Source organism: Bacillus sp. FJAT-42376, from assembly GCF_003816055.1.
Lineage (GTDB): Bacteria > Bacillota > Bacilli > Bacillales > Bacillaceae > Metabacillus_B.
On sequence record NZ_CP033906.1, the window covers coordinates 3,999,274 to 4,019,983 of the forward strand.

Annotated in this window: 19 protein-coding genes and 1 pseudogene; 2 read left to right on the forward strand and 18 right to left on the reverse strand. The window is 45.5% G+C overall.

Going from position 1 to position 20,710, the window contains the following annotated elements:
* Nucleotides 1–19: 19 nt before the first annotated feature.
* The 4 genes from CEF21_RS20115 to CEF21_RS20130 all read right to left on the reverse strand — a co-directional run bounded on the left by CEF21_RS20115 (nt 20) and on the right by CEF21_RS20130 (nt 3,501).
* On the reverse strand, nt 20–1,093 hold the full coding sequence (locus tag CEF21_RS20115) for a dipeptide epimerase (protein WP_123919490.1): 1,074 nt from the start codon (nt 1,091–1,093) through the stop codon (nt 20–22).
* Between the two features lie 18 nt (nt 1,094–1,111).
* Nucleotides 1,112–2,278 carry a DUF819 family protein gene (locus tag CEF21_RS20120; protein WP_123919492.1) on the reverse strand — a complete coding sequence of 389 codons (1,167 nt, stop codon included), beginning with the start codon at nt 2,276–2,278 and terminating at the stop codon, nt 1,112–1,114.
* Between the two features lie 191 nt (nt 2,279–2,469).
* Nucleotides 2,470–2,793 carry a DUF3870 domain-containing protein gene (locus tag CEF21_RS20125; protein WP_123919494.1) on the reverse strand — a complete coding sequence of 108 codons (324 nt, stop codon included), beginning with the start codon at nt 2,791–2,793 and terminating at the stop codon, nt 2,470–2,472.
* Between the two features lie 159 nt (nt 2,794–2,952).
* Nucleotides 2,953–3,501, reverse strand: coding sequence for an STM3941 family protein (locus CEF21_RS20130; RefSeq protein ID WP_123919496.1), 549 nt, complete (start codon nt 3,499–3,501; stop codon nt 2,953–2,955).
* A gap of 164 nt (nt 3,502–3,665) precedes the next feature.
* Between CEF21_RS20130 and CEF21_RS20135 the strand changes: the two genes are divergently transcribed.
* On the forward strand, nt 3,666–4,373 hold the full coding sequence (locus CEF21_RS20135) for a DUF421 domain-containing protein (RefSeq protein WP_123919498.1): 708 nt from the start codon (nt 3,666–3,668) through the stop codon (nt 4,371–4,373).
* Nucleotides 4,374–4,441: 68 nt separating this feature from the next.
* On the opposite strand, the gene CEF21_RS21750 is transcribed toward CEF21_RS20135, so the two are convergent.
* Both CEF21_RS21750 and CEF21_RS20145 read right to left on the reverse strand, forming a co-directional pair.
* On the reverse strand, nt 4,442–6,910 hold the full coding sequence (locus CEF21_RS21750; protein WP_206427790.1) for a BclA C-terminal domain-containing protein: 2,469 nt from the start codon (nt 6,908–6,910) through the stop codon (nt 4,442–4,444).
* Between the two features lie 405 nt (nt 6,911–7,315).
* Nucleotides 7,316–8,221 (reverse strand): annotated as a pseudogene (locus tag CEF21_RS20145) (LysR family transcriptional regulator).
* Between the two features lie 120 nt (nt 8,222–8,341).
* On the opposite strand from CEF21_RS20145, the gene CEF21_RS20150 reads away from it, so the two are divergent.
* Nucleotides 8,342–8,896, forward strand: a complete 555-nt coding sequence (locus CEF21_RS20150) for a flavodoxin family protein (RefSeq protein WP_123920449.1) — start codon at nt 8,342–8,344, stop codon at nt 8,894–8,896.
* A gap of 339 nt (nt 8,897–9,235) precedes the next feature.
* Here CEF21_RS20150 and CEF21_RS20155 read toward each other — a convergent pair whose 3' ends face one another.
* The 12 genes from CEF21_RS20155 to CEF21_RS20210 form a co-directional block, all read right to left on the reverse strand.
* Complete coding sequence (locus CEF21_RS20155) at nt 9,236–10,417, reverse strand: PDZ domain-containing protein (protein WP_123919500.1); 1,182 nt, start codon at nt 10,415–10,417, stop codon at nt 9,236–9,238.
* Nucleotides 10,418–10,563: 146 nt separating this feature from the next.
* Entirely contained in the window at nt 10,564–10,914 is a 351-nt protein-coding gene (locus CEF21_RS20160; protein WP_123919502.1) for a swarming motility protein SwrAA, read from the reverse strand.
* Nucleotides 10,915–11,352: 438 nt separating this feature from the next.
* Nucleotides 11,353–12,810, reverse strand: coding sequence for a S41 family peptidase (locus CEF21_RS20165; RefSeq protein ID WP_123919504.1), 1,458 nt, complete (start codon nt 12,808–12,810; stop codon nt 11,353–11,355).
* Nucleotides 12,811–12,980: 170 nt separating this feature from the next.
* Complete coding sequence (locus CEF21_RS20170; protein ID WP_123919506.1) at nt 12,981–14,333, reverse strand: murein hydrolase activator EnvC family protein; 1,353 nt, start codon at nt 14,331–14,333, stop codon at nt 12,981–12,983.
* A gap of 82 nt (nt 14,334–14,415) precedes the next feature.
* Nucleotides 14,416–15,306 carry a permease-like cell division protein FtsX gene (ftsX, locus tag CEF21_RS20175; RefSeq protein WP_123919508.1) on the reverse strand — a complete coding sequence of 297 codons (891 nt, stop codon included), beginning with the start codon at nt 15,304–15,306 and terminating at the stop codon, nt 14,416–14,418.
* Nucleotides 15,299–15,985: a cell division ATP-binding protein FtsE gene (gene ftsE / locus CEF21_RS20180; protein WP_123919510.1), complete on the reverse strand. Its 687-nt coding sequence runs from the start codon at nt 15,983–15,985 to the stop codon at nt 15,299–15,301. Before ftsE ends, ftsX begins: the two co-directional genes overlap by 8 nt.
* 293 nt (nt 15,986–16,278) lie before the next feature.
* A complete protein-coding gene (cccB, locus tag CEF21_RS20185) occupies nt 16,279–16,593 on the reverse strand; it encodes a cytochrome c551 (protein WP_123919512.1) in 315 nt (104 codons plus the stop codon).
* 45 nt (nt 16,594–16,638) lie between these two features.
* Nucleotides 16,639–17,505, reverse strand: a complete 867-nt coding sequence (locus tag CEF21_RS20190; protein WP_123919514.1) for a YitT family protein — start codon at nt 17,503–17,505, stop codon at nt 16,639–16,641.
* 184 nt (nt 17,506–17,689) lie between these two features.
* The gene (locus CEF21_RS20195; RefSeq protein ID WP_123919516.1) at nt 17,690–18,046 is read right to left on the reverse strand and encodes a hypothetical protein; all 357 of its coding nucleotides are present in this window, start codon (nt 18,044–18,046) and stop codon (nt 17,690–17,692) included.
* Between the two features lie 91 nt (nt 18,047–18,137).
* Nucleotides 18,138–18,482 (reverse strand): hypothetical protein, encoded by a 345-nt coding sequence (locus CEF21_RS20200; protein ID WP_123919518.1) that lies wholly within the window; start codon nt 18,480–18,482, stop codon nt 18,138–18,140.
* Nucleotides 18,483–18,587: 105 nt separating this feature from the next.
* Nucleotides 18,588–19,686, reverse strand: a protein-coding gene (gene prfB, locus CEF21_RS20205; protein WP_241156722.1) for a peptide chain release factor 2 whose coding sequence is annotated in 2 segments (ribosomal slippage) — nt 18,588–19,622 and nt 19,624–19,686 — 1,098 coding nt in all. Because the reading frame shifts where the segments join, the coding sequence is not laid out codon by codon here.
* A gap of 83 nt (nt 19,687–19,769) precedes the next feature.
* Nucleotides 19,770–20,696 (reverse strand): alpha/beta hydrolase, encoded by a 927-nt coding sequence (locus CEF21_RS20210; RefSeq protein WP_123919522.1) that lies wholly within the window; start codon nt 20,694–20,696, stop codon nt 19,770–19,772.
* Nucleotides 20,697–20,710: the final 14 nt, after the last annotated feature.

The following is a 20,710-nucleotide window of genomic DNA, read 5'->3' on the forward strand; positions in this document are numbered from 1 at the left end:
ATTCATATCACTCCTTTTTTTATTGTGAAAGAGAAACCGTCTGTACTCCAAGTCCGGGAGAATCAAACAGCTCTACTTTTCTTCCTTCATACCGGAGCCCTTTCGGCCGCTCGTCCAGCCAGAGCGGAGCATCCAGGTCAAAGTAGTGCACATTTGGATGAGCAGCCGCAAAATGGGCTGCTGCACTGACAGATAAAGAGGATTCCATCATACTTCCAATCATACAGGGTATGCCATTCACTTCTGCAAGACTCGCAATCTTCCATGCTTCATTAATTCCGCCGCATTTCATCAGCTTAATATTCAGCATATCTGCATATTTTCCAGCCGTGAGATGTACGGCATCCCTCGCAGAAAAGAGACTTTCATCCGCCATAATAGGCACCTGGACACGGTCTGTCACAAATTTAAGTCCATCCCAGTCACTCGCTTTTACCGGCTGCTCGATAAACTCAATGCCCCAATCCATTTCTTCCATTCTTCTGATCAAGGATACGGCCTGTTTTGGATTCCACCCCTGGTTTGCATCCAGACGAAGGCGGGTTTCTTTTGGAATGACCGAACGTATTGCTTCTATCCGTTTAAAATCCAGCTCCGGGTCATTTCCAACCTTCACCTTCAGAACTTCAAACGTTTTATCCGCAGCCTGTTTAGAGTCCAAGGCCATTTTCTCCGGATGATCGACACTGATGGTCATACATGTGTCCATCTGTTTCTTCCCGCCAAGGAGACCCCAAAGCGGCACGTCCAGCTCCTGGCTATAAGCGTCATACAGAGCAATATCGGCGGCTGCCTTTGCGCTGGAATTTCCGATACAGGCCGCTTGAATCCTGCCGAGCGCTTCTTGAAAATTCAGCAGACTGATGCCGATTAATGCATCTTTTATCGGCCCTTTTAACGCAGCTTCTATACTTTCAGCAGACTCCCCTGTAATCACATACGTTGGTGCTGCGGATCCTCTGCCGGTTACTCCGGTGTCCAGCATAATAACAACGTCCACACTTTCAATTTCCGTTACCGTCCGGAGTGCCGTTTTAAAGGGAGCGAGGAGCGGTATTCTTCTTTTTGTAACGGTTATGTTCTGAACATACATAGAAACATCCCTTTCTTTTTACAATACCGATAAAACTTTTGCGATGATCATCCCGAAATAAGTACCTAAAAATGAACCCATCAAGGCCATAATGACACCGACTGGAATAAGCGCACGGCTATAGGCTGCTGCCAGCATAGGGGCAGATGCCATTCCTCCGATGTTTGCAAGACTTGCGACTCCAAGGGTGAACAGGTCATAGCGAAACAGTTTTCCAAGCAAGATCATAACAGCGAGATGGACGGCCATAATTGCAAATCCGGATAGGAGATAGATTGGTGCCTGAGCAATATTTGAAAAGTCAGAGTGTGAAGCAATCATAGCGATGATGATGTAAAGCATGACGTTGGAAAGGTCAAGAGCTCCAGGAATTTTGGATGCAGGGGTTAAGGCAAACAGCAAGCCTGCAACAGAAGCGATCATAATCGTCCAGCTTGTAGCATTGATGACATCTCCTACCACAGGAAGGTTATTGCCTGCGAAGGTTGATAGCGATGAAACGAGAAGTCCGATTCCCAATAGATAGAGCATGTGCTCAAACTTAACGGATTTTTCTCCTTCTTCTGAGGCGGCAGCCGTTTCTTCCAGCCCCTTTTGAAGGAAACCGGCATCTGCTTTTGTCCATTTATTGAATTTGCCGGCGAAAGGGACAAGCCAGAACATGAGCATGACCCAGACCGCATAGTTGATTGTGTCCATCATTAAGGCGTAGCCGAAAATATTTTCCGGAACTTCCAAAATCCCCTGAAGGGCCACCATATTGGCAGATCCGCCTGTCCAGCTGCCTGCAAGGGCTCCGAATGCCTTCCAAGTATCTTCAACATAAAATGACTGCAAAAGAACATATACGAGAACGAAGCCTGCTGCAATACTCAGCACCGCAGCAAAGAATCCTCCCAGCATACGTGGGCCAAGCCGGATGACACTCCGAATATCACATTTTAATAACATGAGGAACAGCATAGCGGGCAAGAGTGCACCGCGCAGATGATCATAAGCAGCGCCAGTGGAGTCATTAGCAGCGAACAGACCAAATGTCTGCATTAGCGCAGCACCTATATAAATCAAAACAATTCCGGGAATAAACTTAAAAAATTTCAGATGCTTAAATTTCCTTTCAAACCCTACCATAAGAGCAGCAAAGGCTGTTAATACACTTACATACATAAATCCATCCTGTATCATTAGATCCTCCTTAAATTATGGCTTTGCTAAAGCCTTGTATTTTTTTCACATCGTGCTGATGCGGAAGCGCTGAACGAGTCCCCCGCTTTGCCTGGAAAATGATTCGTCCCCCGTTACGCAATAGATGATGAACAGGAAACCAAAAAAATCCAGCCTAATGATCGGATCATCAGGCTGGATTTCGTCTAGGTTTATGTAGACAAAGCAGCATATTGCTGTTTATATTTTCTTTGGGCATCCCGAAACGCAACGATGAGTGCTTTTTGAGAAGACCCGAAATATCTTGTCTGGATACTTGCAATTATATCTTCATCTTCAATGACCCGCCCAACCAGTAACGACCGGACAAACCTTACCGTTAAATCAATCGTAGCCGAACATTCCGCATCGACAATTCTTCCATTTGATGTATCGACCACTACACCTAGAAAAAACTGGCTGAATTTTTTAGAAATAGGATTATTTTGAGAGACTTGAGCGTCTCCTATCAAAAAAACCGTCTCTTCATGAAACAACCGGAACATTCCCTTCCAAAAGAAATCTGCATGCAGGTAAATCAGAGGATCCTTTACATTCAGGAATTCTGACTTATGAATGCGTTTTCTTTCCGTTTTTATTATACCACCTTCCAAATTGTATGAATAGTCAAAATTCACATTCTGGAAAGAGACCCCTTAAATTTGCGATCTGCTTTTTGCCGACTCGTCCCCAAGAGGCATTCCTATTGCTTCAAAGCGCTCGATTGCAGCCGGAAGATCCTGTTTGGAAATGTAATTCAAGTGGATGTTAAAGGCAGGAAATCCTGTACTTTTACTGATCTTCGCTATTCTTTTTACACGAGGGGATACTGTTTCAAGCCGCTCATCCTCATTTTTCAGCACGATTCCTATGTAACGTTGGTTTTGGAGAATGTACGGAATTACTCCATCTATTTCCCGGATCAGAATTTTAACCGGTTCCTGAGGAAAAGGGAAAATGGTGATGAACTCTCTTTCAAAAATCAGATAAGGGGTTTTACTCGTGATTCTTGACAGGCATTTGCTTAGTGCCCACGCCGTTATTCCTGCAACCGCAATGGAAAGCAGCAGCATAAATAAATCAATTGAGTTTGCATCCAGAAAATACAAAATAATAGGGATGAGAAAAGCCGCTTCTATGACCGCGAGGAATGTGAATAATAGCCATAGCTTTGTTTTGTTTTCATGAATTTCCAATCTTTCCATATGAACCTCTCCTATGCTCATCTTTGTCAAATACTCCACCTGTTCCATTCCCTTTTTTTTCAAATTTCAATCTTTATCGGTGATGATTCCGGCTCTGTATGATTTCTCCATTTGAACACATTACTAATACTGTGAAAAATTGCAGGGAATAGGAGCAGGCGCAAATGGACGTTTTCTACAGATCCATCATTATCTTTCTTGCAGGGTACTTCGTATTAAGAGTGACCGGAAAAAAAGCTGTAGCGCAGATGCACAGCTTTGATTTGCTTTACATTTTAATTTTAGGAAACATTATCAGCCAGCCATTGCAAAAAGATCACGTATGGATGGCTGTCCTTTATACCATTCTTCTTGCAGTCTTTTATAAAATCTTTATGCGGCTCTCCCTTCATAATAAGCTGCGGTGGGTTTTGTATGAAAGCCCGACAGTTCTGATCCGCAATGGAGAAATTGACAGAAAGGGTCTGAAGAAGGTGAGAATGCCAATTGACGAATTGCTGGCACAGCTTAGAATAAAGGGCTTTACTGAAACGAAAAACATCGCAATCGCTCTCATGGAAGACTCAGGAGAAATCAGCGTCATTCCAAAAGCCGACTATCGCCCAGTCAATCCGAAAGATTTAAAATTAACGGTCAGCCGTGAATTCATTCCCATTCCCCTCATTATGGACGGGCAGGTTCTCGATCATAATTTAAAGTACCTCCAGCGGGACCGGGATTGGCTTGCTAAAAAAATCAGCCATAAGGGAGGCTCGATTGACAACGTACTCTTAGCCACTTACCAAAGTGACGGAAATCTGCATATAGACACGAAGGGCGCCAAAGAACATAAGCATGATCCGTTTTATTATCAGCCGGGTGAGGATAATTAACAACAAAAGAAAAACCTGCCCGCTAACCGGACAAGTTTTCAATAAAATACGAATGGATTGATCTGTATTTAGCTTAAGCGGTTAATCATCAAGTAAGCTCCCGTAGCGCCCCCGCCCAATAAAACAGCTGCCGTTAATATTCCAAACAGTTGAACAGAAATCGTGTCACCTGCTGTCAAAGGGATAATTACTTCACTGCTAAAACTTGATACTGCAGCAGTTGGAGTAACAATGGACCCGGGAACCGGTGTAGTACCATTCAATACAAGACGAGAGGATGCAAGCAAAGCAGACGTTGTATTGATCTGATAAGAAATACGGTAACGTCCTGTTTCAGGCACCGTAAACGTATCATTAGCACCATTCGGAGCAAACCCATCCAAATCCTGATTATCCGGTAGAGGTATATTGGTACCGCCGAGCACTACCGCGATTGTTCCACCTGAAGTGTTAGAAGCGTACATGGAATTGGTTGTTACACTTTCACCCGCTGGTCCCGTGGCTCCCGTTGCACCTGGCAGACCGTCGGCTCCTGTTGCTCCCGTGGCTCCTGGCAGACCGTCGGCTCCGGTTGCTCCCGTTGCTCCTGGAAGACCATCTGCTCCGGTTGCTCCCGTTGCTCCTGGAAGACCATCGGCTCCGGTTGCTCCCGTTGCTCCTGGAAGACCATCCGCTCCGGTTGCTCCTGTCGCGCCTGGAAGACCGTCAGCTCCCGTTGCACCCGTGGCTCCTGGAAGACCATCGGCTCCTGTTGCTCCTGGGAGACCGTCCGCTCCCGTTGCCCCTGGAAGACCATCAGCCCCTGTTGCTCCTGTCGCACCTGGTAGACCGTCGGCTCCTGTTGCTCCTGGCAAACCATCGGCCCCTGTTGCTCCTGTCGCACCTGGAAGACCGTCCGCTCCTGTTGCTCCCGTTGCTCCTGGCAAACCATCAGCCCCTGTTGCTCCAGTTGCCCCTGGAAGACCATCGGCTCCGGTTGCTCCCGTTGCACCTGGCAAACCATCAGCCCCTGTTGCTCCTGTCGCACCTGGTAGACCGTCCGCTCCTGTCGCACCTGGCAGACCATCAGCCCCTGTTGCTCCGGTTGCTCCTGGGAGACCATCAGCCCCTGTTGCTCCCGGTGCTCCTGGCAGACCATCGGCTCCTGTCGCACCTGTAGCGCCTGGTAGACCATCGGCTCCTGTCGCACCTGTAGCGCCTGGTAGACCGTCGGCTCCCGTTGCACCCGTGGCTCCTGGAAGACCATCGGCTCCGGTTGCTCCTGGGAGACCGTCCGCTCCGGTTGCTCCCGTTGCTCCTGGTAGACCGTCGGCTCCTGTTGCTCCTGGAAGACCATCAGCCCCCGTTGCTCCTGTTATCCCTGGCAGACCATCGGCTCCTGTCGCACCTGGTAGACCATCAGCCCCTGTTGCACCGGTTGCTCCTGGAAGACCATCGGCTCCTGTTGCTCCCGGTGCTCCTGGTAGACCATCAGCCCCTGTTGCTCCCGTTGCTCCTGGTAGACCATCAGCCCCTGTTGCTCCCGTTGCTCCCGGTAGACCGTCCGCTCCTGTCGCACCTGGAAGACCATCAGCCCCTGTTGCTCCGGTTGCTCCTGGCAGGCCATCGGCTCCTGTCGCACCTGTCGCGCCTGGTAGACCGTCGGCTCCCGTTGCCCCTGGCAAACCATCAGCCCCTGTTGCTCCTGTTGCTCCTGGCAGACCATCGGCCCCTGTTGCTCCGGTTGCACCTGGCAGACCATCGGCTCCTGTCGCACCTGGTAGACCATCAGCCCCTGTTGCTCCCGTTGCCCCTGGAAGACCATCAGCCCCTGTTGCTCCCGGTGCTCCTGGCAAACCATCAGCCCCTGTTGCTCCCGGTGCTCCTGGCAGACCATCGGCTCCTGTTGCTCCGGTTGCTCCTGGCAGACCATCAGCCCCTGTTGCTCCCGGTGCTCCTGGCAGACCGTCCGCTCCTGTTGCTCCCGGTGCTCCTGGAAGACCGTCCGCTCCTGTTGCTCCGGTTGCCCCTGGCAGACCGTCCGCTCCTGCAGGCCCCTGTGGTCCTTCCGGGCCCTGTGGTCCTTCCGGGCCTTGTGGTCCTTCCGGGCCTTGTGGTCCTTCCGGGCCTCGTGGTCCTGCAGGGCCCGTAACACCCGCACTTCCTGTAGCTCCTCTTGGACCCGGCAGAGGATCGGATCCCATCACTTCTTCCAGTTCACTGTAAATTAAACGATGAGCTGCCACTAATTGTCCAAATTCATTTTTACCCCATACGGATACCGCTGTATCTTCTTCTGCATCTCCGCCTGTGATGAAAACGAATTCAAACAAATCCAAATTTGCGAAGTACTCCTTTGTAATGATTTGATTTGGTTCAAGCGACAGGAGTTCGCTCACATAAAGAGTTCTAGTTCCATTCAAATCATAAAACCCTTGCAGTAAAACGGTTGAAAACAGAGACTGGCTCATGTTGCTTATTTTGACTGTGACTTGCTTGCTTGGACGATCTCCATTAATTGGATTATTTTCAATGGGACCCGTTGTAAAAATAGCCACCTATATAATTCCTCCTATCTTGATTCTCCCGGAATAAACCATGCTGTATTTCAGAATTACCGCTCATCACTAGCAGAAACACCTCTAAAAAACGCCTTTAAGATTACCCTTCCACTTTCTAAAAGCCAAACAGCTGCGCAGACTATTTATGCTTCTATTAAATTTCGGCAATCTTTCAGCATCGTTCCATGTAAGATATTCCTTTTCATTTACACGGTCCGTGTGAAGTCCCAGTAAGGTGAAACCGGCAACTTTTCCATCATATCGTTGTGTACAATTACCTTGCGGGTATGAATATCTCCCGCTTATGCATGAATTTTTGGTATCTCCCTTGGCCAACCTTTTCGCACATAAAAAAATGAAGCGCTAGTAAACGCTTCATCTAAAAGAGCAACCACTGTTGATTTACCCATTAATCCTATAGTTTTCAAAGGTGCGGCGAGTTAGTTCAATGAAATCTTTTATTGGTTCTGTCATCCACTTATCCTTATGCCAGGCAAGATGGGTAAAGATAGCCGGTCCGCCATTCTCCCAATTTAAATTAACGAATCTCCCCATTTTCAAATCCCGGTTCACCGCCATTGCAGGCAAAGCCGCGATTCCCAATCCCGCAATCACACACTGTTTAATGGCTTCAATGCTTGCAAATTCAATGGTATGATTCGGATACACATTTTCTGTACGAAAGGCATTTTCCAAGAGAGTACGGTAGGAGCAGCCATTTTCAGTAAGCAGGAGGGTTTCCTTTCCAATATCGCTGAGGTATACTTTCGATTTCTCAGCTAAAGGGTGGTCTGGCGCACAGACCAGCAGCACCTCTTCTTTAATGAGCGATTCAATGTTTAACGCATCCTCCGGTTTGGGAACATCCATGATAAAAGCGAGGTCCAGCCCCCCTTCCATTAGATGTTTTCTTGCAAGCTCATCAGAATTAGCCGGTTTAAATGTAAGCCTGATGTTCGGGTGCTGCCGTTTATAGTCTTTTAATATAGGAGGCAGCCGGTATGTACATTGGCTTTCCTGTGCTCCAATTACGATGGTTCCGGACTGTCCGCTGCCTCCGCCAACAGCAAGCTTTGCTTCTTCGCTTAACATCATCATCTTCTCTGCATACCCTTTAAATTCCCGTCCTGCCCCTGTAAGAATTAGACGTTTGCCTAAGCGTTCGAACAAAGGCATTTCCAATTCTCGTTCCAGTGCCTTGATTTAAGCCGTTACACTGGATTGGGCAAAATTTAAAATAGCTGCGGTTTTAGTGAAGTTCAGTGTTTCAGCCGCTATCATAAACGTCTTAAGCAGTTTTTGATCCATATAAACACCTCTTTCAATCGAAAAATCCGATTGAATCAATCAAAATAATTCGTTTTCCTGATTTATAAAAGTAGTTTATCTTAAAATTCATAAGGAAACAAATATAGGAGTGAATAGATGATGGGCATTGCAGTAATATTTGGAGGAACAAGGCCGAATGGAAATACGGAGCTGCTGACTAAGCGCATCCTCCGGAATTTAGAGATAGACTGGATTGATTTAAATGAATACCGCATTCTGCCTATACAGGATCAGAGGCATGCACCTGAAGGCTTTCAAGAGCTGGGTGATGATTATTCCTCGATTATGAGACGGGTGATGCAGCATGATATTCTCATTTTTTCGACTCCTATTTACTGGTACAGTATGTCAGGCCTGATGAAAAACTTTATCGATCGCTGGTCCCAAACCTTGAGAGAGCCGGAATATAAAGACTTTAAAAATAGCATGTCTAAGAAAAAAGCGTTTGTAATAGCGGTTGGCGGTGACTCGCCTCACCTTAAAGGACTTCCACTCATTCAGCAGTTCCATTATATTTTTGACTTTGTCCAGCTTCCGTTTTCAGACTATATCATCGGAAACGCTAATAAACCCGGGGACATTTTCAATGATGAACAAGCCCTGTTTGCCGCTGATCGTCTGAATGAATCACTAAAAATAATGACCGAAGAGTAAAACCAATAAAAATAAGCCAAAGAGGATTAGCCATGTGCGCCCCTCTTTTTTTAGTCAACTTGATTCTTCCTGCTGGCCGCCTTGATTTTCGCCTCAATCAGCAGGTGTTGAAAAACCTAAATCAAAACAGGGAGCCGTTTAGTATGCGGCTCCCTGCTTTTTAATAAGTGCTACTTTTCGGACAGGTTCAACAATACAATGATCCTCTGCTGTGTATGTGAATCATGCCATTGAGATGGGCAAAAACCATATTATCCGTGAACCGTGCGTGCCTATCCAATGATTGTTTCCGTCAGTGACTCTTCTAACCTAGCCGGTGCAATCACCTAAAAAGACTGCTTAAACTGCCTGGCTTCCGCTTTTTTTCTGCTGCTCGACAAACAGCAAACCGAGCTCATGATGTTCGCCCTCATATGTAGCACGCTGCGCATACCGGATTTCACCATTCAGTCCAATGATTTCAAGCTTGCAGAGCGCTCTGTTTTTCTGAAGAGCTTCATAAAACTCACCAGTCGTCTTTACAAAGGAACCGTTCACTTTTGTGATGGTCTCTCCAACTTTGAGCCCGATTTTCTCGGCAGGTGATTTAGGGAGAATACCTAAAATCATTAACCCTTTATCCTTTTTGGAGAAAAAGTAAGCTGCAGACCGGTCGTTCATTTTTTGGCGGATGATTAAGAAAATCCTGCCTGCGATGGCTAAAATCATGGCTGCAAATGCAAGCGGAAGCCACCATAACGATCCGCAGGCAATCAGCAAAGTGACCATTCCGAGCCATAAAATGCGCTTTGAGGTTACTTGAATGCTTTCTTTCGGCAGGGACCCTCGAACCTCCTGATGAAATCCGATGAAGAATGGAAGGATGAACAGAGAAAAGCTTTGTCCGTTCATTTCAAATACAGGCCACCATGAAAAGACAGAAGTTAACGTACCTCCGGGAACAAACAGGATAAGGGGAAGCAGCCAATGTCGCTTCGCCGTATGATTTCCGATCGGCAATCCTCTGCTGCTTTTTAATATGGAAGGAGACGTCCGGAGGTGTCCCGTCCGGTACACCAGCCATCCTTCCGCTATCAGAAGCATTCCTGTAAGAATCGCAAAAACAGCCGGATCCATTTGAACGATGTCTTTCATGAAAGCAGGGAGACTTCCTTTTGAAAAGGTCATCAGAAAGACCGCGGAAGCAAATGCAAGCCCCATAATAAAGGCAGCAGAAAGCCATTGAGGTCTAAAAAAGAAGCTTAATAGAGCTGTAGCAGCCCCAATGAGAATAATGATTCCAGCAGGAAGCGATAGACCAGTTAAGATCACCGCTGCAGAAACCATTAATCCTGCGAATAGCCCCTTTGTATATGTAAAGATGAGTTCCTCATAAATCACTTCTACCTTAGTATAAAAAGAGTTTCGCTCTTGTTTTATACGAAAAAACCCTATAAGCAGGGTATATAACACAAAATAATAGGTGAGCGGATGCTGAAAAAAACGCAGGACTCCCCCAAGCAATTCCAATATCCAAGCCATTCCAGATTTCACCATCCCGGCCGGTAAGGGCTGAACAGCCTGTCCAGCCCATCTCCCGGCAATATTTGAATCATGTATTTATATCTCTCATACATTTTATCAAAAGATGCCAGGATTGAATATCTGCCGTAACCGGTTTTGGGTGATTATTTTAGATTTCCCCATAAAGAAGAATTCGAAAGAGAAAAATCCAGCAGCGGAGCCTCAATTTTAATATTCAATGTTTCTTCAAGCAGCTGCATGGAGCGTTTGATATCGCTGAGACCAAGTGACAACCTTTTATAATTAGATGTCAAATAGGAGAAATACTCCTGAATGATCTCTTCATCGATTTCATTCTTTTCTTTTACTTCCGTATAGTTGGCCAGATACATGCAAAATAGGTGAAGCCATTTAGATGTTTTTGCATTTGAAACAAGTGATGGCTGCAGCTGGCTCTTTAATTCCGCCATCAGCTTGCGGTATATTTGTTCTCTCATCACACTAGCCCTTTTCAATTGTAAACCCCCAATATAAAGTGTGTTGTAGAACAGTGTCTCCTTTTATAGTAAATACAAATTCCTTTAACAACAACTTCCTAAAGATTCATTTTTTATGTAAAAAAACATTGAAAATCATCGATAAGGCATATCTAACTAGGAAATTCTGGATTTTTATGCACTTTTCCTGATAAATTGTTTCGCAAGTATGACATATTTTACGTTTTTTACTTTAAATGCAGGTCTTTTGTTGCCGGCATGACCTATGGATCTGGAAGCAGTTTATTTAGTTTCCTCCTCCCCTTGCGATTGTATATAAGACTTGCCTCCCGGTCACCTGTCCCTATCCTCCCTGTTTCCCTGTAAATTGGGATGAGGTGCTTTTCGTCAATTAGCATTGCGCATTCATCCATATAAAAAAGAGCAGAACGGCGTCTGCTCTTTTTTTATTTAAGTTTAAAACAGCACTTTCATTGCAGCCTGGAGCTGGCGGTCTTCTTCTTTATTCAGTCGTTTATCGGCTGCCGTTTCATTAATTTTACTAGCAGTTGGTTCATCCAGGATTCCTGATGGCTTAATACCATTCTGCTTCTGGAAGGCTTTCACTGCTTCTTTTGTGGAATCGCTGTAGTATCCGTCATTCCGTCCCGGGTCGTACCCGAGAGCTTTAAGTAAAGCCTGTGCTGCTTTGACTTGCTCTCCATTCGTATCAGGGGCAAGCGGTTTATCCGTTTGGATCGGGGCCGCATAATAATATTCCGGCTGCCTGACTTCAACCGTTGGGGTCACACCTTTTTTATGAATCCAGTTTCCATCCGGTGTCAGCCATTTATAAAGGGTCAATTTGATGTTGCTGCCATCGCCCATTGGAACAGCCTGCTGCACGGTCCCTTTCCCGAAGGAGGTTTCCCCCACAATCGGATAACCATTTGCTTCTTTCAGTGCACCGGCTAAAATTTCTGATGCAGAAGCACTGCCCTTATCAATAATGACACTGACAGGGTACCTTTTTTTCTCCTTGAGCGTTGAGAAATATTCCGTTTTTTCCCCGGTCCGTTCAGCGATTTGAATATAAGGATGACCCTTTGTCACAAACTGCTTGAGGATTTCCTCTACACTCTGAAGATAGCCGCCCGGATTGCCCCTGACGTCGAGGACGAGTCCTTTTATATTCTGTTTTTCAAGTTCCTTTAAACTTCTCGTAAAATCTTCGGCTGTCTTTTCTGCAAATGAAGTGATTTCCATGTATCCGACCTTTTGGCCCTCAAAGCTTTTCACTTCACTAAAAACGGTTTGGACGGGAATGGTATCTCTTTTTACTGAAAAAGTAAGACTTCCTCTTGTACCCGGACGTTTCACTTCAATGATGACACTTGTCCCTTTTTTCCCTCTAATTTTCAGCACCGTTTCATTTAAATCCAGACCCGCAATGGATTCTCCGTCAATTCTTGTGATTTCATCATTGGGCTGAAGTCCGGCCTTTGCCGCAGGAGAGCCTTTGAACGGTGAAACAATAATAATCCGGTCTTCCCGCTTCCCTACTTCCGCACCAATTCCTTCAAACGAAGAATCAAGTGAATCGGAGAACTGCTTGGCCGTTTCCTGGTCCATATAAACAGAATAAGGATCTTCTAGTTTGGAGAGCATTCCCTGAATGGCTCCCTCCAGCAATTCTTCCTCATCAATCTTTTCTACGTATTTACTTGAGATTAGCTCGTACGCCTTTTTAATTTTCTCCATCCCGCGAGAGACATCTGCGGAATCTGCTGCAGCCGGCATAGCGGACACCTGTCTGGCTGCTGGCTGATCAGCAGCCTGCTTTTCTTTTTCAAGCAATTCCGTTCCAGCGTACATACTGCCTGCTCCTACCATCATGGCACCTGCAAGCATAAGGGCTGTCATCTTCTGATTCACCTAAGCTCCTCCTTTTGTCTGCCCTTAAACAAACGTTTGATTACTGTTTTCTATCAAGGCTCCTACTAGTATATGCAGGCTTGTACAAAACATGTAAAAATTGGGAGTATTGTTAAGATGATACACAAAAAGGAGCAGCCTCATCAGGCTGCTCCTCTATACTAAATGATTTATGGCAGATACATTCTTGGGTTAACCGCGCTTCCTTTGCCTGTATAACCTCCCGGATGCACTTCAAAATGAAGATGAGTTCCAGTCGATCCTCCAGTTGTTCCCATTATTCCAATCTGCTGCCCTTGTGTAACGGTTTGTCCGCTGTGAACCATGCTGGAATCAAGGTGGGCATAAATAGTTGTATAACTTTTTCCGTTAATGACGTGGGAGATGAATACAACATTTCCCCAGCTGCTGGAGTAATTCGAACGAATGACCGTTCCGGATGCTGCTGCATGAACTGGAACATTTCCGTTCGCGATATCTACGCCGCCATGAAGTTTCTTCTGCCCGGTAATTGGATGAATCCTCATACCGAATTCAGATGAGTGTCTTCCTGATGCAGGCCAGATGAAAATCGCGTTACCGGAAGGCGCAGGTGCCGGTGCCGGTGCAGTTGAAGTATCAGAGCTGCTGCTCTCAGACGAACTGCCGGACGGGCTGTTATGGCTTTGACGAGCCTGTTCTGCTTTTTCTTCTGCTGCTCTTGCAGCAGCTGCAGCTGCTGCCGCGGCTTCACGCTGGCGTCTTTCTTCCTCCGCTTTAGCGCGCTGCATTTCCTGCTGAACGGCTGCTTCCTGCTCTTTCAGGAATACGGCCTGATCTTCAAGTTCATGCATATCGCCTTCAGCATCATGGCTTTGCTGCTCAACCTGCTGCATGACCGCATTTTTCTCAAGCGATTTCTTATTCAGATTTTCTTTCATCGCTTCTAAGTCTGTCAGGGCATCTTCCAGTTTTTGAAGAGTGCTGTTTAGTTCCGCTTCTTTTTGCTCAAGTAGCTTTTTGTCCTCATCATGTGCTTTTAAAATATCGTTGTCTGCTCCAATAATAGTAGATACAGCGCCAATTCTTGAAATAAAATCACCAAAGTCCTGAGCCCCAAGAAGCACATCTAAATAGCTTCCCATTCCGCCGCTTGCCTGAAGAGCACGTGCGCGGTCCCGTACGATTTCATTGCGTTCTTTAATTCTTTGCTTCACTTCTGCAATTTGCTTTTTAAGACTATCAATCTCTTTTTTTGCGTTGTCAATATCCGCTTGCTTTTCACGGATTTTAGCATTTGCTGCTGAAATCTCTGTGTCCAGTCTTTTAATTTCATCATTAAGCTTGGCTTGTTTTTGTTTTAATTTTTCCAGCTGCTGCTGCTTGCTGGACAGATCCGATTGAACTCCGGACTGCTGTTCTCTGATGCTTCTCTGTTTTTCTTCCAGCGTTTCAGCTCCTGCATAGTTACTGCTCAGCGGAATCAGGACGCCGTTTACACTGATAATCGCTGCGACCCCAAAAGTTAAAAGCTTTCTTCTCACCTTTTTTTCCTCCCCTAACCTATCTATCTTCTATGTAAGGCTGCTGCAGACTGGCCTGTTCAGCCAGTCTGACCCTTTAGCCTTATACTTTTAAGAATTTTCTTACAGACATCAAGCTTCCCCATACACCAATCAGTGCGCCGATCAAAAGCAGAATGATGCCAACCTGCCATACAAACGGATTGAATGGGAGCAGCTGGGCAAATGAATCCGTCAATTGCGGTGCGGCCCATGTATACAGGCTGTTATAAGCAAAAATCAGGATGACGATCGGAATGATCGCTCCGAAGGTTCCAAGCATAAGCCCTTCCATAAAAAACGGCCAGCGGATGAACCAGTTGGTCGCCCCAACGAGTTTCATAATCTCAATCTCGCGCCGGCGTGCAAAAATCGTAATCTTAATCGTATTGGAAATGAGGAACATTGCGGTGAAAATCAGTCCGATGATCAGAGCAATTCCTATGTTTCTGGCTAAGTTGATTCCATTGAACAGCTTTTTCACTTCTTCTTTTCCGTAATTCACTTTGTACGCATGGTCAAACTTTTCAATTTGACTGGCTATTTTGGCTGTGTCCTGAGGTTCTTTTGCTTTGACTACGAACGCATTCCTAAGGGGGTTTCCCTGCTCTCTCAGCTCCAGAGCCTCACCTTGTTCACCGAAGTTCTTTTTCATTTTATTAAGCTCTTCTTCTTTCGAAGAAAACTCAATGCTTGCAATATCCGGGATTCGTTGAATATCTCTTTCCAGCTTCGCCTGTTCCTCTTCAGAAGCCGTCTCATCCACCAATACCTTGATGATTACATCATTTTCAATGTTGTTGGCAAAATGATTGAGATTCATCATGATTACGAGGAATGTTCCTACAAGAATCAAAGTAACCGCTACCGCACTTACGGATGCAAAAGACATCCATGCGTTTCTTCCAAGGGATTTAACACTTTCGCGGAAATGACGGCCAAGGGTCTTAATCATATAATCCGTACTCCCCTCTTGCCTCGTCACGAACAATCTTTCCATCTTCGACTGCAATGACACGTTTTTTCATGGTGTTGACGATTTCTCTGTTATGCGTAGCCATGACCACGGTTGTACCGCGGTTATTGATTTCCTCAAACACATTCATAATTTCCCATGAAGTATCAGGATCAAGATTCCCGGTCGGCTCATCCGCAATGACCACTCCGGGATTATTGACAATGGACCGGGCGAGCGAGATGCGCTGCTGCTCTCCGCCTGACAGCTCGTCCGGAAAACTACGTGCTTTATGTTTAAGCTGAACGAGATCGAGCACTTCCATTACACGCTTTTTGATGTTCTTGTTGCTTTCGCCAATCACTTCCATGGCAAATGCGACATTTTCGTACACCGTTAAGCGGGGAAGAAGTTTAAAATCCTGAAAGACGACGCCTATGCTTCTTCTTAAATAAGGAACCTTGCTCTCCTTCAGCTTCCCAAGGTTCACTCCATTAATCACAATTTTCCCTGAGCTGGGCTTTTCTTCCCTGTACATCATTTTGATGAATGTTGATTTGCCGGCTCCGCTCGGCCCTACAACATAAACGAACTCACCCTGGTTAATCTTCACATCAATTCCGTTGATGGCGACTACACCGTTTGGATAAGTTTTATAGATCTTTTCCATTTCTATCATGCAAATCACCCAAAACTAGTTTTTTAGAATCATATTTCGTATATGAAATTTTTGTCAGTAATTGTCGATTGTATAAACATAGTCCTATTGCCAAATCTTTTCTCACAACGTCCATTATAACACCAACATTCGCCAAAAATAGACCATATTATATTACATTTTCATTTCATGTCTGTAAAACAAGTAATGTTTTATTCGGATTCGGGTATATATAATTGCCTATCTGTAAAAGATGTGATGTTATTTTTTCGACATTTTCCCATACAATAAAAAAAGACCCCTTTGCAGGAATCTTATTTTTTCTCTGAAAGCCACTCGGCTACTTTTTTTGCGTCTTCGCCTTCAAGTATTCCCTGTGGCATGCCGCCTTTTCCATTTTTAATGATTTGTTCGATTTCTGCTGCATCGTACTCTTCTCCAACACGGGTTAAGTTCGGTCCGGCCCCGCCTTTAAGATCCACTCCATGACAGCTCGCGCAGTTCTGTTTGAACAGCTGCTCTCCGTCTGCAGCCGAAGCTCCCTGTTCAGTAGAGGACTCTCCTCCGCCCCCGCAGGCAGTTAAAACAATGGATGTTGTAAAAATAAGGGCAAATGCTTTTCTTTTCAACGCAGGTGCCTCCTCCTTAAAATCTATAACGTTATTATAACCCAGTCATGCTTTCTTGAAACCCTCTCCAAGAACCTCTGAAGCATCCATAACAACGACGAATGCAGATGGATCAATTGCTCTGACCAATTGTTTCAGTTTTGTGAATTCCGTTTGATCAACAACACACATTAGTATGGGTTTTTCCATATCTGTATACCCGCCGTAGGCCGACACCTTTGTCACGCCTCTGTCAATTTTCTGCAGGATGGACTGCTTTACTTCTTCTTCATGACTCGTGATGACCATCGCCATCTTCGAGCGCCCCAGTCCGATTTGGACAATATCGATGGTTTTGCTTGTGACATAAAGCCCGATTAATGCGTATAGGCCTCCTTCAATATCAAACGCAAACGTGGCAGCGAGGACAATTAATCCATCCAGCATAGCCACACAAGTACCAAGTGTAAGCCCCGTGTATTTATGAATAATTTGCGCAGCCAAATCGGTTCCGCCTGTTGACGCCTTTCCTCTAAAAACGAGCCCAAGACCCAGTCCGACTCCGATCCCCCCGAATAATGCACCGAGAAGCGGGTCCTTCGTAACTGCGTCCACATCCTTTGTTAAATAAACGATAAATGGGAGAAAAAGCGTCCCAATAAGCGTTTTAAAACCAAATTGCTTTCCGAGCAGGATGACACCGGCAATGAACAACGGGATATTAAACGCCCACTGAACGTAAGCCGGCTCGAAACCAAACGCATCATTTAAGATCGTACTGATTCCGCTCACACCTCCTGAAGCAACCCGGTTCGGAAGCAGAAAAAGATTAAATGCAAGTGCCACTATGGCAGAGCCTGCAAGAATGTACATGTATTCTAAAACTTTTGCGGCGATTGGATGCTGAGTAAATGACTGCCTTCGCTGTTTCATCGTCTATTTCCCTCCATTGGAATACTTAACCAGACAAGAGTATAGCACCGGAACCCGGCAGTGTAAACGAAGCTTAAATAACGTGGTAAAGGGGTAAAGTGCTGGTGTAGTATGTCCTGCGTAACGGGTATTTATCCGCTCTTCCACACAAAATAAAAAAGCCGGTTTCCCGGCTTGTCCATCTCTATATTTTTTTCGGTGCCTTTCCCGTTAAGCTGGCAAACAAGGTGAAAAGCCCAAGAATCAGCATACCGGCATCCAGACACAAAAATCCGATTCCCATTGCCCATTCAGCATCCCTGAAGGACCTGTAGACAATCACACTGAACACCAGCGTCCCGCTGAGGGCCAAACAGGTTATTCCCCATAGATAAATCGTTCTTTTAGCCCAAATCATAAACAGCAAGCCGCCGCACCCGAATGCAATAGCTAGTGAATAAGAGGATTGTTCCGGATTTTCAGCCATGAAGATACCTGCCGTTCCATATAAAAAGCCAAAGAATAAGAGAACCGACAAAATGGCTTTAACTGCAGATTTCATTCTTTCCACCCCCTGCTTGTCTGCCTTTTTTATTTTTATACCCATCATTCTTGCGAATAAAAACATGCTCATGATTCAGACAGCCAAACCTTTATGTATTTTGGGTGAATTTCCCCCTGATCAGCACAATGATGATGATCGCTGCAATAAGTGCAATCACTCCGATGAATATTCCGGCTGCCCATTCGTCCTGTTTAAACGCCTCTGAGGCTGCTACCGTTCCTCCGGCTGCAATACTCGCAGTAAATAATGCCCATCCCCAATCGCCTGCCTTTGAATCACTCCAAATAATCAATAGCATGCCAACGCCAAACAAAAGCAGAGCAGCTCCCATTAAAAACATCTGCCATTCATCCGCCTGAAAAATAGACGCCCCTCCAAATAAAGCAATAAACCCCATTCCAATCGAAGCAAGCGGTTTTGTTATGCAGCCCATTGTCAGCCCTCCCTTTCTTTTTAAGAAGCAAAACCTCCGGATATATTCCCTTTGTTTTCCAATCAGAAACAAAAAAACACCCCTGCAAGGGTGTTTTTTACCTGTTTAAAGTTTAGAGCGCAAATAAGAGTCAATAAACGGATCCAGCTCGCCGTCCATGACCGCATGGACATTTCCAATCTCTGTACTCGTTCTGTGGTCTTTTACCATAGAGTATGGATGGAATACATAAGAACGGATTTGGCTTCCCCAGCCAATATCCTTTTGTTCTCCGCGGATTTCAGCCAGCTGGGCTTCCTGCTCTTCAATCTTCTTCTGATAGAGCTTCGCTTTCAGCATTTTCATCGCATGCTCGCGGTTTTTGATTTGGGATCGTTCCGTTTGGCAGGAAACAACCACTCCCGTTGGAAGATGGGTAATACGGACGGCTGAATCCGTCGTATTAATATGCTGTCCCCCGGCTCCGCTGGCACGGTACGTATCAATTTTAAGATCTTCTGTACGGATCTCAATTTCAATCTCTTCATTGAATTCAGGCATGATTTCACATGACACGAATGACGTATGACGGCGTCCTGACGAATCAAATGGAGAAATACGGACAAGACGGTGTACTCCTTTTTCTGCTTTCAGGTATCCATAGGCATTGTGGCCTTTGATCAGCAGTGTAACGGATTTAATTCCGGCTTCATCACCAGGAAGGTAATCCATTGTTTCTACCTTAAAGCCTTTTTTCTCCGCCCAGCGGGTATACATGCGAAGAAGCATCGATCCCCAGTCCTGTGATTCGGTTCCGCCTGCACCTGGATGCAGTTCAAGGATGGCATTGCTTTTATCGTAAGGCTCGCTCAGCAGCAATTGAAGTTCAAAATCATTCATTTGCCCAGTAAGACCTTTCAGTTCAGATACGAGTTCATCCTGAAGTTCATCATCCGGTTCTTCTTTTAGAAGCTCCAGCGTGAGCTGCAGATTTTCGTAAGACTCACTCATCTCCTGAAACTGATTGACTACATCCTTCAAGCCTTTTGCTTCATTAATCACCACTTGTGCGGCATTTTGATCATTCCAGAAAGAAGGATGAGCCATTTCCTCATCTAATTCCTGAATGCGCGCTTCCTTTGTATCGAGGTCAAAGAGACCCCCTAAAAGCCGCTAATCTCTTAGCTGTTTTATCTAATTCCTGACGAATTTCTACTAAATCCATTTCAGTCACCTCGGGTAAGTTTTTAAGCTACTGTTAAACATAAACCACAGGGGGCAAAAAGTCCAGCCGGCATTCCATTCCATTTATAACTCCTTTAGAAAGGCAACCACTCTGTCTTCATACTCCTGCTTATTTAATCTATATGCTTCAATATGGCCGCCCATTTCAGGCTGCCACAGATCAATGTCACTGTTCATTCGCTTCATTCTTTCGCTTTCCGTACAGGAAATCGCCGGATCATTTTTTGCGTGGACAATCATGATCTTTTTTCCTTCTGCTTTTTTAACTACCTCGATGGGTTTCACTAAATGAGGTTTAAATCCGAGGAAGTTAAGCTTGGTCACATAGGAAGACACTCTCCCGATAAAACGCGGAAGCTTCGTCCAGTATTCAAAGGAGTCCAGTACATAAGAGTCAAGGCTTGCAAACGGGCTGTCCGCAATAATCCCCTTTACGTCGTCATGCCGGCAGCCTGCAAGAAGGGAAGTGCTTGCCCCCATGGACCATCCGATTAAGATGATGTGATCCATGCTTTTCTCATGCTTAACAAATTCAATCGCTCCATTTAAATCAAGCTGTTCCTTTAACGCAATCGTCGTTTCGTTTCCGTCTGATTCTCCTGCATTTCTGAAATCATACATCAGGACGCTGTAGCCCTGTGACTGAAATACTTTTACAAGATCAAAAATCGGAAACGGCATATTGTAGCGGTTAAGTCCGTATGCATGGGAAAACACGACAGCCTTGCTGCTGTTCTCAACCGGCATCCACCAGCCTCTAAGAGAAAGCCCGTCCGAACTTTTGAAATGCACTTCCTCCGTTTGAATTCCAAAATGAGCAGGATGTTTCTTCAAAGCAATTTTTGGAGGATGCATCGCTCTCCAAATAATATATGAACTCAATCCATAAAACGCGTTCGCTGCAACTAGTCCTAAACCCGATCCCACAAAGGCCGCTCTTCTCCAGCGGTTTGCCCTTTGCTTCATCGGCAGTACGGCATGCTGTTCCACTTTCACATTATCCT